Source organism: Paraburkholderia polaris (assembly GCF_012927345.1).
Lineage (GTDB): Bacteria > Pseudomonadota > Gammaproteobacteria > Burkholderiales > Burkholderiaceae > Paraburkholderia > Paraburkholderia polaris.
This window is the reverse complement of sequence record NZ_JABBGJ010000053.1, coordinates 1-20,074: the sequence shown is the minus strand read 5'-3', so window position 1 is coordinate 20,074 and position 20,074 is coordinate 1. Positions and strand designations below refer to the sequence as shown.

The window sequence follows — 20,074 nt, the reverse complement described above, 5'->3', positions numbered from 1 at the left end:
ATACAGGATGAGGTCTTTTTTGAGGTATTTTGGGTGCTGTCGCCCATGCTGGGCTTATTGTGTGCGAGCGTGCGCAACTTTGCGGTGCTAATGCGAGTCAATCGTGAGAGGAATCCAACAGCCCCGCTTCGTTCACGCCCTCACACTTGCCGGTAGCCGATGACCTATCCCACTCTCGCTTGCACTCATCTTCGTACCGCCCTCGTCGCCGCACTGCTCTGGCACGCCTCTTTCGCGGGGGCAGTTCAGCCGCTTGACGTGCCTGCCGTCGACGGTAGCGTCCCGGCCGCCACCGTGCGCGTGGAGCCGCCCACGCAAGCGTCGCCGGTTGTGGCCGTGCCGCCGTCGGAGCAGTACCCGACGCTGTATCGCGATGTCGAACTCGCGCACCTCTATCCGGACAGCAAAACCTTCGCGGATATGGTGCCGCTTTCACCGCCCGCGCAAATCGCCGCCACTTATGAGGCGGCCAGGCAGCAGCCCAATTTCAGTCTCGGCGACTTCGTGAAGCGCAATTTCATACTGCCCACGCGCACGACGAAAGCGTACGTCTCCGATCCGAATCAGGATGTGGTCGGTCACATCGATACGCTCTGGAATGTCCTGCGCCGTGAGCCGGATGCAACGGCAAGCCCGTGGTCGTCGCTGTTGCCGTTGCCGTATGCGTACATCGTGCCGGGCGATCGCTTCGATGAGATCACTACTGGGACTCGTACTTCATCATGCTCGGTCTGGAACAAAGCGGGCAGCATGCCCTGGTCGTCGACGAACTGAAAAACTTCGCGACCTTGATCGATCGGTACGGGCATATCCCGAACGGCAACCGGACCTACTATCTAAGCCGCTCGCAACCACCTTTCTTCGCGCAGATGGTGCGGCTCGTCGCCGAGAAGGACGGCGACAGCGTCTATACGCAATACCTGCCTGAATTGCAGCGCGAATACGCCTACTGGATGAATGGCAGCGACGGCCTCCCCGCAGGCCGGGCGAGCCGGCATGTCGTGCGCCTCGCGGACGGCACGCTGCTCAACCGCTATTGGGACGAACGCGCAGTACCCCGCGACGAGTCGTATCGCGAAGACGTCGTCACCGCACAGCAAACACCCCAACGCGATTCCGCCGACCTGTGGCGCAATCTGCGCGCAGGCGGCGAAACCGGCTGGGACTTCAGCTCGCGCTGGTTCGCGGACGGCAAGACGCTGGCAACCGTCGACGTGACCTCGCTCGTGCCCGTGGATCTGAATTGCCTGCTGGCCGATCTGGAACGCACGTTGGCGAAGGCGTACCGTCTGCGCGGCGACGTCACGCAGGCGGAAAATATGGAGCAGCGTGCCGCCACGCGCGCGGATGCCATTCGGCGCGTGCTGTGGGATCCGCAATTGAAAGCGTTCGGCGACTACGACTTCGTGCATCGCACACTCACGCACCGGCTTACCGCCGCCACGGTCTACCCGTTGTATACGGGTGTAGCGAGCCGTCAGCAGGCGAAGACCGTCGCCGCCACCCTGCAGCGCGAATTGCTGCGGCCCGGCGGTCTTGCCACCACGCAAGTCAATAGCAGCCAGCAATGGGATGCCCCGAACGGGTGGGCGCCGTTGCAGTATCTGGCGGTGATCGGCTTGCGCCGCTATAGCGAACCGGCGCTCGCGCAAACCATCGCGACGCGCTGGATCAGGACCAACGTCTCCTACTATCAGCACACCGGCAAGCTCGTCGAGAAATATGACGTCGATGCTGCAACGCCCGGCGTCTCCGCGGGCGGAGGTGAATATCCGTTGCAGGATGGCTTCGGTTGGACGAATGGCGTGCTGCGCGCCCTGCTCGTGCTCTATCCGCAGACGGTGCAGGCCTCACGCCCAAGCGATATTCCTGAAGGTCCCGCGGGCGTGTCGGCGGCGGCCGCTTCCGCTGCCGTGGCGCCCAAGAATACGCATCGGCTACATGAGACACAGGTGAATCCGTAATCAACGCCTTCATCGTTTTAGCGCGAAAAAACTGGCCGGTTCACACCGGCCAGTTTCGCTTAAGCGACGCGGCTGCTTGAACAGCCTGAATGCTTAAAAAAACCTGATCCTCAAGTATGCCGTGGTGCTTATGCCGGCACCGTCTCCGCCTGCTCGGCACGCGACCACACCCGATGCTGCTCGGCCGCCTTGATAAAGGTCTTCAGGACCTCGGCAGCTTGCTTGTCGTCACCGGTTGCCACGCCATCGGCATTGGCCGGCAAGTGAGCCGCAGCCAGCACGTCACGCCCCGCGCCGATGGCAGCAATCGCCTTCAGGTGCTTGAACGCTTCGAGCACGAAATGCCGTGCATCGCCCGATTGCGCCAGCAGCTTCGCGCCCGCCTCACCACCCACCACGATTACGGCGTCGAACATGATCGACGGCAAGCCGGCAATCGTTGCGTCCGGCGCCATGCCGTCGATAGCAGCAAGCGTCGGTGCGATCAACATTGGCACCGCGCCCTCGCCTTGCAGCGCCTGTTGCAGCTTCTTGATCGCGGCGCCATCGGAACCCGGCGCGGCTAGCAAAGCGATCTTGCAGGTCTTGATGCCGGGCTTCGCGCGATTGAGCAGACTCAGTGCCGGCGACTCTTTAGGACCTTTGAGCTTCGCCGTGCCCTTCTTCGGCGCCGGCAAACCGAGACCGTCGGCAACCTTCGCCGCAAGCCCCGCATCGAAATTGGCCAGAATCTCGTTGACCACGCGCGCGCGAATCTCCGGCTTGGTGACCTTGCCGAGTTCGAACTGGTAAGCCGCGGCGATATGATCTTTCTCAGGCTCGGACATGCTGTTGTAGAACATCGCGGCCTGCGAGAAATGATCGGCAAACGACTCGCTGCGCACGCGAATCTTGTTGCCTTCCACGCGTTCCGGGTAGCTTTCGAAGCCACCATCTGACGGCGCCGGATCGGTCTCCTTCGGCCAGCCGCCACTCACCGAATTCGGCTCGTACGAGGCCTGCCCTACGTTGATCGTCTGGCGGTGCATCGCATCGCGCTGATTGTTATGGAACGGACATACCGGCCGGTTGATCGGAATCTCGTGGAAGTTCGGTCCTCCCAGGCGGCTGATCTGCGTATCGGTGTACGAGAACAAACGCCCTTGCAACAGCGGATCGTTCGAGAAGTCCAGACCCGGCACGATATGGCCTGGATGGAACGCAACCTGCTCGGTTTCGGCGAAGAAATTGTCCGGATTGCGATTGAGGGTCATCTTGCCGATGATCTTCACCGGCACCAGTTCTTCCGGAATCAGCTTGGTCGGATCGAGCAGGTCGAAGTCGAACTTGTGCTCATCCTGTTCCTCGATGATCTGCACGCCGAGTTCGAACTCGGGGAAGTCGCCTCTTTCAATCGCTTCCCACAAGTCACGCCTGTGGAAATCCGGATCCTTGCCGGCCAGCTTCTGCGCTTCGTCCCACAGCAGCGAATATGAGCCCAACACCGGGCGCCAATGGAATTTGACGAAACGCGCCTTGCCTTGCGCATTCACGAAGCGGAACGTGTGAATGCCGAAGCCTTCCATGGTCCGAAGGCTGCGCGGAATCGCGCGGTCCGACATGGTCCACAGCACCATATGCGCGGACTCGGGCACGAGCGAAACGAAATCCCAGAAGGTATCGTGCGCGGAGCCGCCGGTCGGCATTTCATTCGGCGCTTCCGGTTTTACCGCATGCACGAAGTCCGGAAACTTGATGGCGTCCTGAATGAAAAAGACCGGCATGTTGTTGCCGACCAGATCGTAATTACCTTCCTGCGTGTAGAACTTCACTGCGAAGCCGCGCACGTCGCGCACGGTATCGGCCGAACCGCGCGGGCCCTGCACCGTCGAAAAACGTACATAGACTGGCGTCTGCTCGTTCGGGTTCTGCAGGAAAGCCGCCTTGGTGTACTCGCTCATCGACTCGTACACCTGGAACACTCCATGCGCCGCAGAGCCTCGCGCATGAACGATGCGCTCGGGGATACGCTCATGGTCGAAATGCGTGATCTTCTCACGCATGATGAAATCTTCAAGCAGCGAGGGGCCGCGTGGGCCGGCGCGCAACGTGTTCTGATTGTCGGCGATCTTCAAGCCCTGATTGGTTCTCAGCGCCTCGCCGTCGGGACTGACTCGAAACTGTTCGAGATCCTTCGATTTCGGATCATTAGCGTGCTCGGGCTTCGCTGCGGGTTTCTGCGGATTCGTTTTACCTGCCATGAGATTTGCTCCTTGCGTTTGGGCGCGCCGGGGGATATCCGATCTAACGCACCATAACGAAACAGCAAACGATGTACCCGCGAGTGCTTAAATGCGTATTACTGTTTCTGATGGATCAAGCTCATGAACTCAAGAAGCGGCGCGCCAGAATCACGCGCCGGCATCCATACCGTCAAATAGAGAACCTCTGCATCAGAAGCGATAGTTGATGGAGATATCGGCCACACCGGTGGCCCTGCTGTGGGTAATCGGACTATTGCCCGCGCTGCCGACCAGTTGTTCGAATGCGCCGTCGGCAGTCGCAAACCAATGCTTGTCGAACAGCCACACTGCGCTAATGCCGAAACCCACCGACTTGAAACCGGCACTCGCGTGATACTGCGAGTATTGCGAGTGCGCCGCCTGATTCTGATTCACACCGTACCAACTGTTCATGTAGGTGGAGTCCGCGAGCGTCACGTTCGGCCCGGCGAACCAGAAGAATTTTTTGGTGCTGCCCGGCATCGGCAGATAGGCGCCGAGATCGCCGATCCAGCCGTTCGAGCCGCCGAAATAGCGTCGGATGTCGGCGCGCAGCACGAGCGGGAAATCCTTCGACACGACATATTCCCCGGAGAGTTTGGCGCCCAGCGCCGGGTTGATGTTGCCGAGGCCGTTCAACTCCTCCGGATCGTCATGGCCGCGACGCCCGAGATCGTAGACGGCCGCAAGACTCGCGCGCCAGTTCTGCCCTTGCGCGAAGTTGACCCCAAGGCCTTCGCCACTCGAAAAGAAGAACAGGTCCTTGTAGCGCACGTCGATGCTCGGACCGGCCATCACGTGATACCGGTCGGAGCCCTCATAACGCGGCTGGAACGACGTCGCCGCGCCGATGCGCACCTGCCAGTCCGGAATATCCGGCTGCCACATCTTCTGCAGCGGAATGCCTACCGAGTACTGCCATTCGCCCAGCGGCGAAGGGGTTTGCGCCAAGGCCGAACCCGGCAAAACGCCGATACTGCCGAGGGTCACGGCGACCAGAGATGTTGCGGCGACGCTTGTTTGTTTATTGCGAATCTTGCCGATTCGCTTTCTACGGCTGTTCAACACCAGGAGCCTCCATTTCTCGCGTATCGCGAAGAGGTTTAGGTTCTCACCCGCCGTCTGCAATGGATTGCGCTACATCCGGGCGACCGCCGCATTGGTACGCGCGGCATGTAATTCTTTCAGCAGACGACACGCATTGCCCGGCAAAACGCACTATCCGAACCTGGTACCGCCCCGTATATTGGGCATTTGTACGAACATAGACGTGCGAAAGATTAGCCGACGCACGCTCCTGTGCAAAATGCGGGCCTGGTCGCTGGAGAGCCAGCTCGAATCGGAGCAACGCAAGGACAGACCGACGGACGCTGGCAAGCGTACCGCGGCGATGGTGACAGGCAGAATACAGCCACAAAAAAGCGCCCGGCGCCGCGCGATGCGGCGCCGGAGAAGGAAGATTTCCGCTGGCGCGGCGCTCGCCGTTTTACTGCGCCGCTTCGACCAGCACAGGCTTGTCGCGATAGAGATTCGGAAACAGACGCTTCAGGTTTGCGACCTTCGGCATGTCATTGATGGCGATATAAGCGGAGTTCGGATGCAAGGTCAGGTAGTTCTGATGGTACGACTCAGCCGGATAGAAGCCCTTGAACGGTTCCGTTTTCGTGACGATCGGCGCCGGGAAGGCGTGTGCCTTGTCGAGTTGCGCGATGTAGCTTTGCGCGACGTGTCGTTGCGTGTCATTCAGCGGGAACACCGCCGAACGGTATTGCGTGCCGCTGTCCGGTCCCTGGCGGTTCAACTCGGTCGGGTCCTGAATCACCGAGAAGTAAACCTGCAACAACTGCCCATAGGTGACCTTGGTGGGGTCGAACGTGACCTGCACGGATTCCGCATGGCCCGTGTCGCCGCCACTGACAGTCTCGTACTGCGCCGTGTCGCGCTGGCCGCCTGAATAACCCGATACCGCCTTCGTGACGCCTCGCACGTGCTGGAACACGCCCTGCACGCCCCAGAAGCAGCCGCCCGCGAACACAGCGGTTTCTTCGTGCGCGGTCGTGGCGGAGATCGGCTCGTCGAGTGCGGGTGGCGCAATGACTATCCCTGCTTCCGACGAAAAAGCCACGCGTTGCGCCAGCAGCAGCGCTAGCGCGCCGAGCCCGACCGAAAGCGCGACGGCCGCTCGGCGCGAGCGGCCCGGTTTACCGATGATGCGTTTCTCGATGTTCATGATGTTCGTCCTGATTCGATCAGCTCGTGCCACGCGAGGCGGGTGCGAAAGTTAGGGCCAGGCCGTTCATGCAATAGCGCAGACCGGTCGGTTTGGGGCCGTCGTCGAATACGTGACCCAGATGGCTGCCGCAGCGACGGCACAGTACTTCGTCGCGAGTCATGCCGAACGACTTGTCGGTATGCGTGATGACGGCGTGATCCAGCGGCTGCCAGAAACTCGGCCAGCCGGTGCCGCTATCGAACTTCGTCTTCGACGAAAACAGCGGCAGTGCGCAACCGGCGCACGCGAATGTGCCGGCGCGGTGTTCGTCGTTCAGCGGGCTGCTGAATGGCCGCTCCGTGCCTGCGTCGCGCAGCACGCGGTACTGCGCCTCCGTGAGCAGCTTGTGCCATTCGGCATCACTGTGCACGACCTCGTAGGCCGCCGCTGCGCCCAACTCCGCAGCGCTTGCCGTACGCCATGCCGCGGTGCTGCCGGCGAGCGACACCGCGCCAATTAACCTGAAGAAACTTCGTCTGCTGCAAGCCATGATGATCGTCCCGGAAAGTCCGTACCGTTCACCCGTTCAGGCGCTGGTCGCGCCGCCCGCGAGTGGTCCTGACACTTAGTCGGCCAGCAAGGGGATTTATGACAGCATGCGCGTCTTTTTGCGTGAAGGCGGCGGTTACAGCGGAAATTTCGTGGTCGACAGGATTTCCTTGAGCACCATGAACGAGCGGATTTGCCGGACACCCGGCAGATAGAGCAACTGCTCCGCGTGCAGACGGTTGAAGCTGTCGCTATCGCGGGTGCGAATCGTCATGAAATAGTCGAACTCGCCGGTCACGACGTGACATTCCATGCACCCCGCCACTTTCTGCGCCGCTTTTTCGAACTCGGCAAACGACTCAGGCATGGACCGATCCAGCACCACGCCAATGATGACCAGCATGCCCGCCCCGGCCGCCTTGGGGTCGATCAACGCCACGACGCCGCGAATCAGTCCCGATTCCTTTAGCCGCTCGACGCGCCGCAGACACGCCGGCGCACTCAGTTTGACTTTGGCCGCGAGCGCGACGTTCGAGATCGACGCGTCGGTTTGCAGCTGACGCAGGATCGCCCGGTCGATGCGATCGAGCGCGTGAAACAGGTCAGCTTCCGCCGTTGCGGCTGTGGCGGCTGCTCCGGCAGCAGTGACTGGTGTACCACGAACTTTTGTTGTGCTCATCGCTTCATATTCGGCTTTTTGTTAAGTCAATGTGTATCGAATACTTTTAAAAGTATGCCGGACGCAATTTCTTTGCAAGCTCATTTCCAGCGCTTTTCCCTACCATTTGTTTAGCGCGACAGTTTGCTGCTCGCGTCGACCCTACCAATTCGGAGCTGCCATGAACCTGCAACGATTCCCTCGCTACCCACTGACTTTCGGGCCCACGCCGATTCAGCCACTGAAGCGTTTGAGCGCCCACCTGGGCGGCAAGGTGCATTTGTACGCGAAGCGCGAGGACTGTAACAGTGGCTTTGCCTTCGGCGGTAACAAGACGCGCAAGCTCGAGTATCTGATTCCCGAGGCATTGGCACAGGGCTGTGACACGCTGGTGTCGATTGGCGGCATCCAGTCGAACCAGACCCGCCAGGTCGCGGCTGTTGCCGCGCATCTGGGGATGAAGTGTGTGCTGGTCCAGGAGAACTGGGTCAACTATTCGGACGCCGTGTACGACCGGGTCGGCAACATCCAGATGTCGCGCATTCTGGGCGCCGACGTCCGGCTGGTCGCCGACGGCTTCGATATCGGCTTTCGCAAGAGTTGGGAGGACGCCCTGGAGAGCGTGCGTGCCGCGGGCGGCAAGCCGTACGCGATCCCGGCCGGCTGTTCAGACCATCCATTGGGCGGCCTCGGCTTCGTCGGCTTTGCTGAAGAGGTACGCCAGCAGGAAGCCGAGTTGGGCTTCAAATTCGACTACATCGTGGTGTGTTCTGTGACGGGCAGCACCCAGGCCGGCATGGTAGTGGGGTTCGCCGCCGACGGACGCGCCGATCGCGTAATCGGCATCGATGCATCCGCAAAACCTGCGCAGACGCGCGAGCAGATCACGCGAATCGCGAAGCAGACCGCAGAAAAGGTCGGCTTGGATCGCGACATCACCGGCAAGGACGTGGTCCTGGACGAGCGCTACGGAGGACCCGAATACGGCTTGCCGAACGAAGGAACATTGGCGGCGATCCGTCTATGCGCGCGACTCGAGGGCGTGCTGACCGACCCGGTATACGAGGGCAAATCGATGCACGGGATGATCGACATGGTGCGAAACGGCGAATTCCCGGCGGGCTCACGGGTGTTGTACGCGCACCTGGGTGGCGTGCCGGCGCTAAACGGCTACAGCTTCATTTTCCGGAACGGGTAAGCGGTAGAAGGCGGCGCAAGTGTTGCACGCGCACCTGGGTGGCGTCCCGGCGCCAAACGGATACCGCGTCATTTTCCGGCACGGGTAAGCGGCGGTACGCCCGCGAGCGAAGGACGGCGAATAGGCTGCCGCAACAAAGTCCGCCGCCGCCCCTCGAGATAGCGCTGAACTGGCGGAGCCAAAGACTCGAACACGGCGGCCGGTTTTAGAAGTACGCTTCGGCGCGCGCAGCGACGCCGGAAGAATGACGCCCTTGTCACTGACGCCGAATGTGCGAGAACACAGATTCCAGATGCGCCACTCCCCGCTCCGAGCTGACGTGGTGCTGCGGGTCAAGGCAAATGGCCAGTTACGCTTTGAGGGACGGCACCTGAAGGTCTCCAAGGCACTCTATGGATTGCCAGTCGCGGCTCGCGCAAAGCCGGGAGAAGACGGCGTATTTGAATTCTGGTTTGCCCACCATCGCATCCTTACCCTTGACCTGAGGAGCGAAAATCAATGACCATAAAGTGTCAATGATGTCCCCGCACGTATGTCAATCATGTCCCCGCTCTATACACGGCCGGCAAAGAAAAGTAGGTGCCTGCCCCGCACAGGGGCGACACTAATAAACCAATAACAAATCAAGGAAAGGCCAACGCCCCAGGCAAACAGACAGCAAGCGCCGCGCAGGCAACCAAAATCAAAATCAAAACCCCATCCCCTCCCTCAACCCCTTCCTCAAAAACTCCACAAAAAACCGAATCGTGACAGAGCTCTGCCGATGCTGCGGATAGACCGCATAAACCGTAGCCGCCGTCGGCAAGAACTCCTCCAAAACGGTCACCAGCTGCCCGCCATTAAGTGCATCAGCAACAATAAAATCAGGAAGCCGAACAATCCCCAACCCGGCCACCGCCGCATCGCGAATCAGCTCCCCATTATTAGCCCGCAGCGGCCCATGCACCTCAAACCCCTTCGAAACACCGTCAACAACAAAATCCCAACTCACAGCCCCACCATGCCCATACAACAGACATGAATGCCTCGCCAGATCGGCGGGATGAAGAGGCGCCCCACGCCGCCGCACATACCCCGGACTACAACACGCCACCATCCTGACATCGACGAGATTCTGCGCGATCAGTGTGGAATCCGGCAACGTGCCGATCCGGATCGCCATATCGAACCCCTCGCCCACCACGTCGACGGTGCGATCGCTCAACTCCATATCGAAACGCACGTCGCCATGCTCGCGCAGGAAGCTCGCCACCAATGGCGATAGATGCATCATCCCGAACGACATCGGCGCGCTGACCCGCAACAACCCACGTGGTCCGGCGCGGCGCAGCGACATCGCCTGCTCGGCGTCTGCCACTTCGCCCAGGATGCGTTTGGCGCGCTCGTAAAACTCCTGACCGAGTTCGGTCACGGCCAGCTTGCGCGTGTTGCGGATCAGCAGTTGCACGCCGAGCGCCTCTTCCAGCGCCATCACGCGCCGGCTGACGAACTGCTTCGACAGCGCCAGCCGCTTTGCCGCCGCGGTGAAGTTATGGGCGTCGACCGTGGCGACGAAGATCCGCATATCATCGAGTTGCATTGTATTGTCCACCTCAGCGAGACAGTGTTTCCTGTTTGCATCCGATTATAGCCATTCAGATTGACCTACACTGTCGTTCATGGATCGCGGCCAAACATCTGACCGGATCGCACAGCAGAACCAAGGAGAAATACGATGCTCGATATCAGACACGCCAATCAACGCGGCCGCGCGGAACACGGCTGGCTCAGCTCGCGTCATACGTTTTCCTTCGCGAGCTATCACGACCCGAAGCAGAACGGCTTCTCCGACCTGCTCGTGATCAACGACGACCGTGTCGCACCGGCCCAAGGTTTTGGCAAGCACCCGCATCGTGACATGGAGATCTTTTCGTACGTGCTGGAAGGCGCGCTGGAACATAAGGACACGATGGGCACCGGCTCGGTGATCGTGCCTGGCGACATCCAGTTGATGAGCGCGGGAACCGGCGTCGCGCATAGCGAATACAACCATTCGAAGAGCGAGCCCGTGCACTTCATGCAAATCTGGATTGCACCGGCGCAGAAAGGCACCGCGCCGCGCTATCAGCAAAGTCATTTTGGCGCGGACCAGAAGCGCGGCGTGTTGCGTCTCGTGTTGTCACCGGACGGAGCGGACGGCTCGCTGGTACTGCAACAGGATGCGCGGGTCTATGCCGGTCTTTTCGACGGTGACGAAACTGCGCGCATCGAGCTGGCAAGTGATCGTTATGCTTATATTCAGGTTGCGCGCGGCAGCGTCACGGTAAACGGCATCGAACTTGGCGAAGGCGACGGCGCGCGGGTCCGCGGCGAAGAAGCCCTGACCTTCACGCAAGGTCACGACGCGGAAGTGTTGGTGTTCGATCTGCGTAACAATGAAATGTCCGAGTTTTGGGCTTAACTGGCTTGAGCTTGGCTCGCGGCGAAGTTTGCGGCGAGCCGCTCCCTTCCTTACCTTTTGAGAAAAATCATGCGCTATACGCTATTTGAAAACCAGAAAGACGCAGGCATTCTCGTCGCCCGCATCCTGATGATGGTGCTGTTCGTGATGTTCGGCTGGTCGAAGCTGACCGGCTTTTCAGGCACCGTCGCTTATATGACGTCGACCGGCGCGCCGATTCCGGAACTGTCGGCGATCATCGCCGTGGTGATGGAGTTTGTGGTGGGCATTGCGCTGGTTGTCGGTTTCTATACGCGGCCGCTTGCACTGCTGCTCGGTATCTATACGCTGGCCACGGCGATCATCGGCCACCACTACTGGAACATGACGGGTGCGGAGCAGTACGTAAACATGATCAACTTCTACAAGAACGTCAGCATCATGGGCGGATTGTTCCTGTTGAGCATCACCGGGCCCGGCAAGTATTCGCTCGACCGGCGTTAAGGCTGCACTGCAGGTATTCGATAAGCGCCACAAAGAATCCGCCCGGTCTTGGCCAGGCGGATTTTTCTTTGCATGAAGCGAAGCGCGCTAGCCGGCAAACTGCGCCAACACGCGCTCACGAATTGCCGGCCGAATATTCGACTGCGCCATATTGCCTTGATAATGCGCAACCACGCGCGGATTCATCACACGAAACCAAAGTGGCGGCACATACGCGAGCATGATCATCGTTGCGTAGCCGGAGGGCAATTGCGGCGCGCCGTCGAAATGACGCAGCGCCTGATAAGAGCGCGTCGGATTCGCATGATGATCGGCGTGACGCTGCAACTGGTACAGAAACAGATTCGTCACGATGCGATTGCTGTTCCATGAGTGCTGCGGCTGGCAGCGCTCATAACGACCGCTCGCGAGTTGCTTGCGGCCGAGCCCGTAATGCTCCAGATAATTGACCACCTCGAGCAGCGAGGCGCCGTACACCGCCTGAATCAGCAGAAACGGAATCACCGTTTTGCCAAACAACGCGATCATCGCGCCCCATAGCACCGCGGTCATGGCCCACGCGTGCAGGACTTCATTGCGCCATGTCCATGGCGATTTGCCGAGGCGTTCGAGCCGATGTTTCTCGAGGCGCCACGCCGACGCGATGCTGCCGAATACCGTGCGCGGCAGAAAACGCCAGAACGATTCGCCGTAGCGCGCGCTCGCCGGATCGGGTGGCGTCGCCACGCGCACATGGTGCCCGCGATTGTGTTCGACGAAGAAATGACCGTAGGCGACCGGCGCCAGCGTGATCTTGGCGAGCCATCGTTCGAAGCCATCGGTCTTGTGGCCAAGTTCGTGTGCAGTGTTGATCGACACGCCGGTCGCCGCGCCCAGCGAGAGCGCAAAGCCGAGATAGTCGTACCACGTCAGGGCATGTGTGCCGACGATCCACAACGCGCCGAAGAACGACAGGTATTCGATGAAGGTGGCGAGATAAACCACGCGGCGGTAATAGCGCTCTCGTTCGAGCGTGGGGACGACGTCTTCTGGCGGATTGCTCGGATCATCACCGATCAGATAGTCGAGCAGCGGAATAATGCCGAACACGAAAATCGGCCCAAACCACCAGAAAATATGCCAACCGGTCTGCAACGCCAGATTGGCGGCGTGCAGTGGCAAGGTGATGGTGAGTGCACCGAGCAACCACAGATAGCGCTTGCCGTCGACCCACCGAGCGGGGGCCGCTTGCGATGTTGCCATTGTCTCCCTCCTTGTTTTATGTCGTCTGGTGTCAGCAAGCTGTGTGCTTGCTAGCCAGGACGCATGTCGGCGGGACCTTGCCCGACTCCCAGATTTATATGGCCTGACGGGTGGGATAGCCAAGGAATTGGCCTAGGTGGGAGGCTCCAAACGAAGGGGCCGTTGTTGCGGCGTTTGGGGTGGGCTTCGAGCGGGTGAATGAAACGGGTGTTTGCTGGCTTGCTGCGGTGCACTTGAGGGCGCAGGCTTCGTGACCAGTCGAGATCACCAGATAGCGAAGCCTGCGTTGACCTGCGGTGCGGTCTCAACCGCAAACAAAAACGGCGGCCCGAAGGCCGCCGTCCACTATTCACACAACCACATCAAACTGCTATTTCAGCTTCCGCTTCGCTCACCACTTCATCCGTATCGCTGCTGCGGATCAGGTGATCGAACGCGGACAGCGATGCCTTCGCGCCCTCGCCCACTGCAATCACGATCTGCTTGAACGGGACCGTAGTCACGTCGCCGGCGGCGAACACGCCCGGCACCGACGTCGCGCCGCGTGCATCGACGACAATCTCGCCGTGCTTCGACAATTCGACCGTGCCCTTCAGCCATTCGGTGTTCGGCACGAGACCGATCTGCACGAACACGCCTTCGAGTTCGATGCGCTTCGTTTCGCCCGAACGCAGGTCCTTGTAGACCAGACCGTTGACCTTCTTGCCGTCGCCGGTGATTTCCGTAGTCTGGGCCTGCGTGACGATCGTCACGTTGGCGAGGCTGCGCAGCTTGCGTTGCAGCACTTCATCAGCACGCAGTTGCCCGCCGAATTCGAACAGCGTCACTTCACGCACGATCCCCGCGAGATCGATCGCCGCTTCGACGCCCGAATTGCCGCCGCCGATCACGGCAACACGCTTGCCCTTGAACAGCGGACCATCGCAGTGCGGGCAGTACGCCACGCCGTGGTTACGGTACTCGCGCTCACCCGGCACGTTGATTTCGCGCCACCGGGCACCAGTCGCCAGAATGACCGTCTTCGCCTTCAACACCGCGCCGTTCGCCAGACGCACCTCGTTGATGCGGCCCGGGATCAGCGCTTCAGCGCGCTGCACGTCCATGATGTCGACTTCGTAGCTCTTCACGTGCTGTTCGAGCGCCGTGGCGAACTTCGGCCCTTCGGTTTCCGTCACGGAGACGAAGTTCTCAATCGCCAGCGTATCGAGCACCTGGCCGCCGAAGCGTTCCGCCACGACACCCGTTGCAATACCCTTGCGCGCCGAGTAAATCGCCGCCGCCGCGCCCGCAGGGCCGCCGCCGACGATCAGCGTATCGAACACCGGCTTCTTTTCCAGTTCCTTAGCCGCCCGCGCACCGGCATTGGTGTCGAGCTTCGCGAGGATTTCCTTCACGCCGCTGCGGCCCTGGCCGAACACTTCGCCGTTCATGAACATGGTCGGTACCGCCATGATCTGGCGCGCTTCGACTTCGTTCTGGAACAACGCACCGTCGATCGCCACGTGGCGGATGCGCGGGTTGAGCAGCGCCATCACGTTCAGCGCCTGCACGACTTCCGGGCAGTTCTGGCATGACAGCGAAAAATACGTTTCGAATTGATAGTCGCCGTCGAGACTGCGGATCTGTTCGATCACCGCGTCTTCGAGTTTGACCGGATGGCCGCCGACCTGCAAAAGCGCGAGGACGAGCGACGTGAATTCATGCCCCATGGGAATGCCGGCGAAACGGATGCCCGTTTCCTTACCCGGCTCGCCGATCGAAAACGACGGCTTGCGCTCATCGTCGCCGCGACGTTCGATCACGGTGACGCGCTCCGACAACGTCGCGATATCGTTCAGCAATGCCAACAGCTCTTGCGATTTCGCGCTGTCGTCGAGCGAGGCGACGATCTCGATAGGCCTGCTAACCTTTTCGAGGTAGGATTTCAACTGAGTCTTGAGATTGGCGTCCAGCATGGCTATTCGATTCCGTGACGAGGGGTGTTGGATCCCGGGCGCCGCGCGCATCCGGATAGGAGGCGCGCAGCCCGGGCACGCGCGAACCGCTGTAAGAAGCGGTCCGCACGGCAATGCGCCGTGAGGCGCTTACTGCGAGAGGCTTTTAGACCTTAGATCTTGCCGATCAGGTCGAGCGACGGGGTCAGCGTTTCAGCGCCCGGCGTCCACTTGGCGGGGCAAACTTCACCCGGGTGAGCTGCGACGTATTGCGCAGCTTGCACCTTGCGCAGCAGTTCGCCAGCGTCACGGCCAATGCCGTTGTCGTGAATTTCGGCCAGCTTGATCTCGCCTTCCGGGTTGATCACGAACGTGCCGCGCAGTGCCAAACCTTCTTCTTCGATCAGCACGTCGAAGTTGCGCGAGATTGCCAGGGTCGGGTCAGCGAGCATCGGGTACTTGATCTTCTGGATCGTGTCCGACGTGTCGTGCCATGCCTTGTGCGTGAAGTGCGTATCGGTCGACACGCTGTAGATTTCGACGCCGAGCTTCTTGAATTCGGCGTAACGATCGGCCAGGTCGCCCAGTTCGGTCGGGCAGACAAAGGTGAAGTCAGCCGGGTAGAAAACGAAAACCGACCACTTGCCCTTCAGGCTTTCTTCAGTGACGGTCTGGAAATCGCCATTGTGATAGGCCTGTGCCTTGAACGGTTTGACTTGACTGTTGATGATCGGCATTTACTGAGTCCTCTTTCTGAGTGGTTGGAAAGTAGAGTCAGTATGTCAGACAGCGCTTAATAGGTAAAGCAGAGTGTTTTAATGACGGCGATAGTCTGACACTATTTGTCGGCCGGGTGGCGACTATTGCACCGCACCAGCCCTTAATGAACTGCCAGAGGGCCGTGCGGCCGATTCCAAGTCCCCGGCTTGCTGCGGCGCGATTGCCGCCGGCTTGTTCGAGGGCCCGTAAAGCGTCCTCGCGGGTGGGTGACATGTGGACCGGAGTGCCTACTGCTGCCTCAGGCGAAGCCCGCGGCATTTTGACTCCCGCCGCCTGCTGCATGCGTCCGAATTGCGGAAACACCGCCTGCAGGTCTTGCCAGCCAACGCCTGCCGAATCACTCACATAAATCGCGGCGCGCGCCAACGCGTCTTTCGCGCAGCGGCGGCAATTCTATCCGAAGCGGGTTCAGACGAAAATACAAATCCGCGCGAAACGCGCCCTGCTCGACCAGCGCGTGCAGATCGCGATGCGTGGCGGCAATCAGCCGCACGTCGACAGGGGGCGCGCGCCCGGAGCCGAGCTTCATGACGTCGCGCTACTGCAACACCCTTCCCGGACCGAAAAGAACCTGGCGCGGCCGGTGTAACGCGGCGCACCGTCTCGCCAAGCGATTGCAACCGGCTGATACTGACCAAAGCAACGCCCGGGAGGCCGGCATGGAGATTGTCAAGGGACGACGTGAAAGTGGACATTGCAACGCTTCACTATGACTGGAACGCTCCACGGATCGTTTCATGGAACGTTCCGGCATTCTGTCATGAACCGCGCCGCCGCCCCCTTCCTGCCTAACCCGCTGATTGTTCGGCACAAATCCTGAGAGCTGACGAATGGCATGCTTCCTGCAAGTTCGGCTCAACGTTCTATCATCCACTTTCCCATCTGGAGACACACAGCTATGACCACTTCCGCTACCCGCCGCGCGGCCTTCCGCGCCAAAGTCAACCAACGCCAGGGCCTGCTCGTGCCGGGCGCCTTCAACGCGATGAGCGCGCGCGTGATTGAAGACGCCGGTTTCGAGGCGATCTACATCACGGGGGCGGGCGTCACCAACATGTCGCTCGGGCTGCCCGACCTCGGCTTCATCGGTCTCGCCGAAGTCGCCGAGCATTGCGCGCGGATTCGCGACGCGGTCGCGCTGCCGCTGATCGTCGACGCCGACACCGGCTTCGGCAACGCGCTGAACGTGCGCCAGACCGTGCGTGTGCTCGAGCGCAGCGGCGCCGACGTGATCCAGTTCGAAGACCAGGTCATGCCGAAGAAATGCGGCCACTTCGCCGGCAAGGAAGTCGTCAGCACGAGCGAGATGGTCGGCAAGATCCGCGCGGCCGTCGATGCCCGCGAAGACGGCAATCTGCAGATCATGGCGCGCACCGATTCGGCCGCGGTCCACGGTATCGAAGACGCGATCGAGCGCGGCCATCGTTTCATCGAGGCCGGTGCGGACATCCTGTTTATCGAAGCGACCGAATCGCTCGCCGATATCGAGCGCCTGCCGGGGCTGTTCGACAAGCCACAACTGATCAACATCGTGATCGGCGGCAAGACGCCGGTGCAATCGCGTGAAGCGCTCGCCAAACTCGGCTACGGCATCGTGCTGTACGCGAACGCGGCGCTGCAGGGCGCGGTGCTCGGCATGCAGCGCGCGCTCGGTACATTGAAGAGCAACGGCCGACTCGATGAAGACGCCACCCTGGTCGCGCCGTTCAGCGAACGCCAGCGCCTTGTGAACAAGCCGCTGTACGACAAGCTCGACCGGGACTACGCGGCGAAGGACTGAGCCGCATAGACAGCGCGCAAGTCCATCACAACCGGAAAGCCTGGCGGCCCGATGTCGATTGCACCCGATACGAGCCGCTCTTCGGCTTCGCTTCCGATGTGTTCGGCCGACGCCGGCTGCCGATCTGCTTCGGCCTTCGCTGCACGCTATTTTCGGCGCCGCTCGTCACCGTGTTGAGCTACACCAAAGATCCTTTCGTCGCGTTTATGCTGTCGCTCGCCGCGCTCGACATACAGAGCGGCTTTACTTCCGTTCACATGCTGGCGAAGACCGAAATGTTTCCGGCGCGCATCCGCACCCGGGCCGTCGGCTAGCCTTATGCACTGACTACTGCAATCCTCGGCGGTACAACCGAGTCTGTTGCGTTACGATTCAAGGCTAGCGGCCATGAGCCATATTTTTACGGGTACGTCACCGTATGGGCCGCTATCTCGTTGATTGTCTATATATAAATGCCGGAAACACGTTTTCGAAAGGTAGTCGCAAGGACATGAGGTCAAAACCATCTCGCGATACGCGCCGGCACGGTGGCGGCCTGAGCAAATCCACGCGCAGTGCGATGGGGAAGGCCCAATGACCGGCGGCGCACGCAATTCACATGTCGGCTGGCTGCCGTATATCGTGGCTGCCACCTTCTTCATGGAGTACCTCGACACCACGGTGATCGCGACCGCGCTGCCGCAGATGGCGCACTCGTTCGGCGTCGGGCCGAACAGCCTGAGCCTCGGCATGACGGCTTATATGCTGGCGCTGGCGATTTTCATCCCGGCGAGCGGCTGGGTCGCCGACCGCTGCGGCTCGCGCACGGTGTTCTTCAGCGCGATCGGCGTGTTCACGGTGGCTTCGGTGTTGTGCGGTTTGTCGCAGAACGTGGCCGAATTTACGGCGGCGCGGCTGCTGCAAGGCATGGGTGGCGCGATGATGGTGCCGGTGGGCCGGTTGATCGTGGTCCGCAACACGGAGAAGAGCCGCATGATGCAGGCGATCTCGACCATCACCTGGCCGGCGATCGCCGCACCGGTGGTCGGACCGCCGGTGGGCGGCTTCATCACCACCTATGCGTCGTGGCGCTGGATCTTTCTGCTGAACGTGCCGTTCGGCCTGGCAGCAATGGCCATTGCGCTCGCGCTGGTGCCAAACCTGCGCGGCACCGAACGCAAACCGCTCGACGTCGTCGGCCTGCTGCTGAGCGCCACGACACTGACGGCGATTCTGTATGGCGCCGAACTGGCGAGCCAGCCCGGCGAGAATCCCTGGGTGGCTGGCGCGGTCATCGCCGGCGGGCTGCTGATGGGCGTGGTGGCGTTCCAGCATGCGAAACGTCATCCGCATCCGCTGATCGACGTGTCCACCCTGAAAATCCCGACTTTTTCCGTGACGGTGGTGACCGGCTCGTTCACCCGCATCGGCATTGGCGCGGTGCCCTATCTGATGCCGCTGCTGTTCCAGGTCGGTTTCGGGTTATCGGCGTTCAAGTCGGGCCTGTTGCTGCTCGCGAGCGCGCTCGGCAATCTCGGCATGAAGGCACTGACCACACGCATCTTGCAACGCTACGGTTTCCGGATGGTGTCGATTATCGACGTGACGGTGGCCGGTGTTTTCATCATTGCCTGCGGGCTGTTGACGCCAAATGTACCGCTCGTGCTGGTTCTGTTCGTCGTATTCATTTACGGCGTGGCGCGTTCGATGCAATTTTCGACGCTCGCCACCCTTGCTTACGCCGACGTCGCTCAGCCGCAGATGAGCGCGGCCAGCACGCTGTGGAGCGCCGCGGCGCAGATGACAATCGGCCTGGGGATCGCGTTCGGCGCCGTCTCGCTGCGCGCGGCGGCATTCTTCAACGGCGAGACGACTGGCCGCGTTTTCACACTTGACGACTTCCGCCTTGCATTTCTGTTTGCCGGTGTGCTGACGCTGGTATCGGTGATCGGCTACATGGGCCTTGCGCACGACGCCGGACAAAGCATCGGCGGCGGTTCGCGCGGCGCCGAAGACCCGGCGAAGAGCTGAGCGCACAACGAGCGGACTGGATGGAAGCGTTTCAAGCGGAATTGAAGCGACGGCGCCCAACCGGCGCCGCATCCTTTAGTGGCTTAGTCTGAACTAGCGGAGACACGCGGTGCAAGCAAACGAGCTGACGGTTTCGAGCAACAAGGCCGACCTCGACATCGAGATGATCTACGCATTCCTCTCGCAAGAGACGGCATGGGCAAAGGGCATGCCACGCGAGACGTTCGACCGGGCGATTGAAGGGTCGCTATGTTTCGGCGCGTACGGTGTGTGTCAAGGTAGTTGTCGCGTGAACCGTTACGCTGCGTGCTTATACATTCCGGCCGAGGCGTGGGTTCGCTCCGGGTTCAGATAGACCGCGTCTGTCAGGTGCCAGTTGCGGATGGCACCTGACCAGCGTGCGGGGTTCTGCAGGCGCGCGTCTTCGTACAGCGCACGCCGTCGGGCCAGAAGCTCGTCGGCTTCGCCGCGGTGCCGCTGCCCCGGACTCACATACTTCAGGCCGCTGTGGCAGTGCTCTTCGTTGTACCACTGCACGAAGCGCTGCACCCAGGCGCGGGCAG

15 protein-coding genes and 4 pseudogenes are annotated in these 20,074 nt (G+C 60.9%); 8 read left to right on the top strand and 11 right to left on the bottom strand.

What is annotated here, in order from left to right; translation table 11 throughout:
• Nucleotides 1-159: 159 nt before the first annotated feature.
• Nucleotides 160-1,964, top strand: a pseudogene (gene treF / locus HHL24_RS36760) (alpha,alpha-trehalase TreF).
• A 128-nt stretch (nt 1,965-2,092) separates the two neighbouring features.
• Here treF and katE read toward each other — a convergent pair.
• From katE to HHL24_RS36735, 5 genes are all read right to left on the bottom strand, one after another.
• A complete protein-coding gene (gene katE, locus HHL24_RS36755) occupies nt 2,093-4,204 on the bottom strand; it encodes a catalase HPII (RefSeq protein WP_169490162.1) in 2,112 nt (703 codons plus the stop codon).
• A 192-nt stretch (nt 4,205-4,396) separates the two neighbouring features.
• A complete protein-coding gene (locus HHL24_RS36750; RefSeq protein ID WP_169490161.1) occupies nt 4,397-5,293 on the bottom strand; it encodes a MipA/OmpV family protein in 897 nt (298 codons plus the stop codon).
• A 418-nt stretch (nt 5,294-5,711) separates the two neighbouring features.
• Nucleotides 5,712-6,455 (bottom strand): peptide-methionine (S)-S-oxide reductase MsrA, encoded by a 744-nt coding sequence (gene msrA / locus HHL24_RS36745; protein WP_169490160.1) that lies wholly within the window; start codon nt 6,453-6,455, stop codon nt 5,712-5,714.
• Between the two features lie 19 nt (nt 6,456-6,474).
• Entirely contained in the window at nt 6,475-6,987 is a 513-nt protein-coding gene (msrB, locus tag HHL24_RS36740) for a peptide-methionine (R)-S-oxide reductase MsrB (protein ID WP_169490159.1), read from the bottom strand.
• 135 nt (nt 6,988-7,122) lie between these two features.
• Nucleotides 7,123-7,665, bottom strand: coding sequence for an Lrp/AsnC family transcriptional regulator (locus HHL24_RS36735; RefSeq protein ID WP_169490158.1), 543 nt, complete (start codon nt 7,663-7,665; stop codon nt 7,123-7,125).
• 160 nt (nt 7,666-7,825) lie between these two features.
• Here HHL24_RS36735 and HHL24_RS36730 point away from each other — a divergent pair, with 160 nt between their 5' ends.
• On the top strand, nt 7,826-8,842 hold the full coding sequence (locus HHL24_RS36730; protein WP_169490157.1) for a 1-aminocyclopropane-1-carboxylate deaminase: 1,017 nt from the start codon (nt 7,826-7,828) through the stop codon (nt 8,840-8,842).
• A 688-nt stretch (nt 8,843-9,530) separates the two neighbouring features.
• Here HHL24_RS36730 and HHL24_RS36725 read toward each other — a convergent pair.
• Nucleotides 9,531-10,421 carry a LysR family transcriptional regulator gene (locus HHL24_RS36725; protein ID WP_169490156.1) on the bottom strand — a complete coding sequence of 297 codons (891 nt, stop codon included), beginning with the start codon at nt 10,419-10,421 and terminating at the stop codon, nt 9,531-9,533.
• Nucleotides 10,422-10,556: 135 nt separating this feature from the next.
• On the opposite strand from HHL24_RS36725, the gene HHL24_RS36720 reads away from it, so the two are divergent.
• A complete protein-coding gene (locus HHL24_RS36720) occupies nt 10,557-11,282 on the top strand; it encodes a pirin family protein (RefSeq protein WP_169490155.1) in 726 nt (241 codons plus the stop codon).
• Between the two features lie 69 nt (nt 11,283-11,351).
• Nucleotides 11,352-11,765 carry a DoxX family protein gene (locus tag HHL24_RS36715; protein ID WP_169490154.1) on the top strand — a complete coding sequence of 138 codons (414 nt, stop codon included), beginning with the start codon at nt 11,352-11,354 and terminating at the stop codon, nt 11,763-11,765.
• A gap of 87 nt (nt 11,766-11,852) precedes the next feature.
• On the opposite strand, the gene HHL24_RS36710 is transcribed toward HHL24_RS36715, so the two are convergent.
• The 4 genes and pseudogenes from HHL24_RS36710 to HHL24_RS36695 form a co-directional block, all read right to left on the bottom strand.
• On the bottom strand, nt 11,853-13,007 hold the full coding sequence (locus HHL24_RS36710; RefSeq protein ID WP_169490153.1) for an alkane 1-monooxygenase: 1,155 nt from the start codon (nt 13,005-13,007) through the stop codon (nt 11,853-11,855).
• A gap of 362 nt (nt 13,008-13,369) precedes the next feature.
• The gene (gene ahpF, locus HHL24_RS36705; RefSeq protein ID WP_169490152.1) at nt 13,370-14,962 is read right to left on the bottom strand and encodes an alkyl hydroperoxide reductase subunit F; all 1,593 of its coding nucleotides are present in this window, start codon (nt 14,960-14,962) and stop codon (nt 13,370-13,372) included.
• 152 nt (nt 14,963-15,114) lie between these two features.
• On the bottom strand, nt 15,115-15,678 hold the full coding sequence (ahpC, locus tag HHL24_RS36700) for an alkyl hydroperoxide reductase subunit C (protein WP_169490151.1): 564 nt from the start codon (nt 15,676-15,678) through the stop codon (nt 15,115-15,117).
• A 37-nt stretch (nt 15,679-15,715) separates the two neighbouring features.
• Nucleotides 15,716-16,259, bottom strand: a pseudogene (locus tag HHL24_RS36695) (sigma 54-interacting transcriptional regulator); the annotation flags it as partial.
• A 360-nt stretch (nt 16,260-16,619) separates the two neighbouring features.
• On the opposite strand from HHL24_RS36695, the gene HHL24_RS36690 reads away from it, so the two are divergent.
• The 4 genes and pseudogenes from HHL24_RS36690 to HHL24_RS44325 all read left to right on the top strand — a co-directional run.
• A complete protein-coding gene (locus HHL24_RS36690) occupies nt 16,620-17,501 on the top strand; it encodes an isocitrate lyase/PEP mutase family protein (protein ID WP_169490150.1) in 882 nt (293 codons plus the stop codon).
• 98 nt (nt 17,502-17,599) lie between these two features.
• A complete protein-coding gene (locus HHL24_RS36685) occupies nt 17,600-17,815 on the top strand; it encodes a hypothetical protein (RefSeq protein ID WP_169490149.1) in 216 nt (71 codons plus the stop codon).
• Nucleotides 17,816-18,074: 259 nt separating this feature from the next.
• The gene (locus HHL24_RS36680; protein WP_169490148.1) at nt 18,075-19,511 is read left to right on the top strand and encodes an MFS transporter; all 1,437 of its coding nucleotides are present in this window, start codon (nt 18,075-18,077) and stop codon (nt 19,509-19,511) included.
• 109 nt (nt 19,512-19,620) lie between these two features.
• Nucleotides 19,621-19,776: pseudogene (locus HHL24_RS44325) on the top strand (GNAT family N-acetyltransferase); the annotation flags it as partial.
• Nucleotides 19,777-19,808: 32 nt separating this feature from the next.
• On the opposite strand, the pseudogene HHL24_RS36670 reads toward HHL24_RS44325, so the two are convergent.
• Nucleotides 19,809-20,074 (bottom strand): annotated as a pseudogene (locus tag HHL24_RS36670) (IS3 family transposase); the annotation flags it as partial.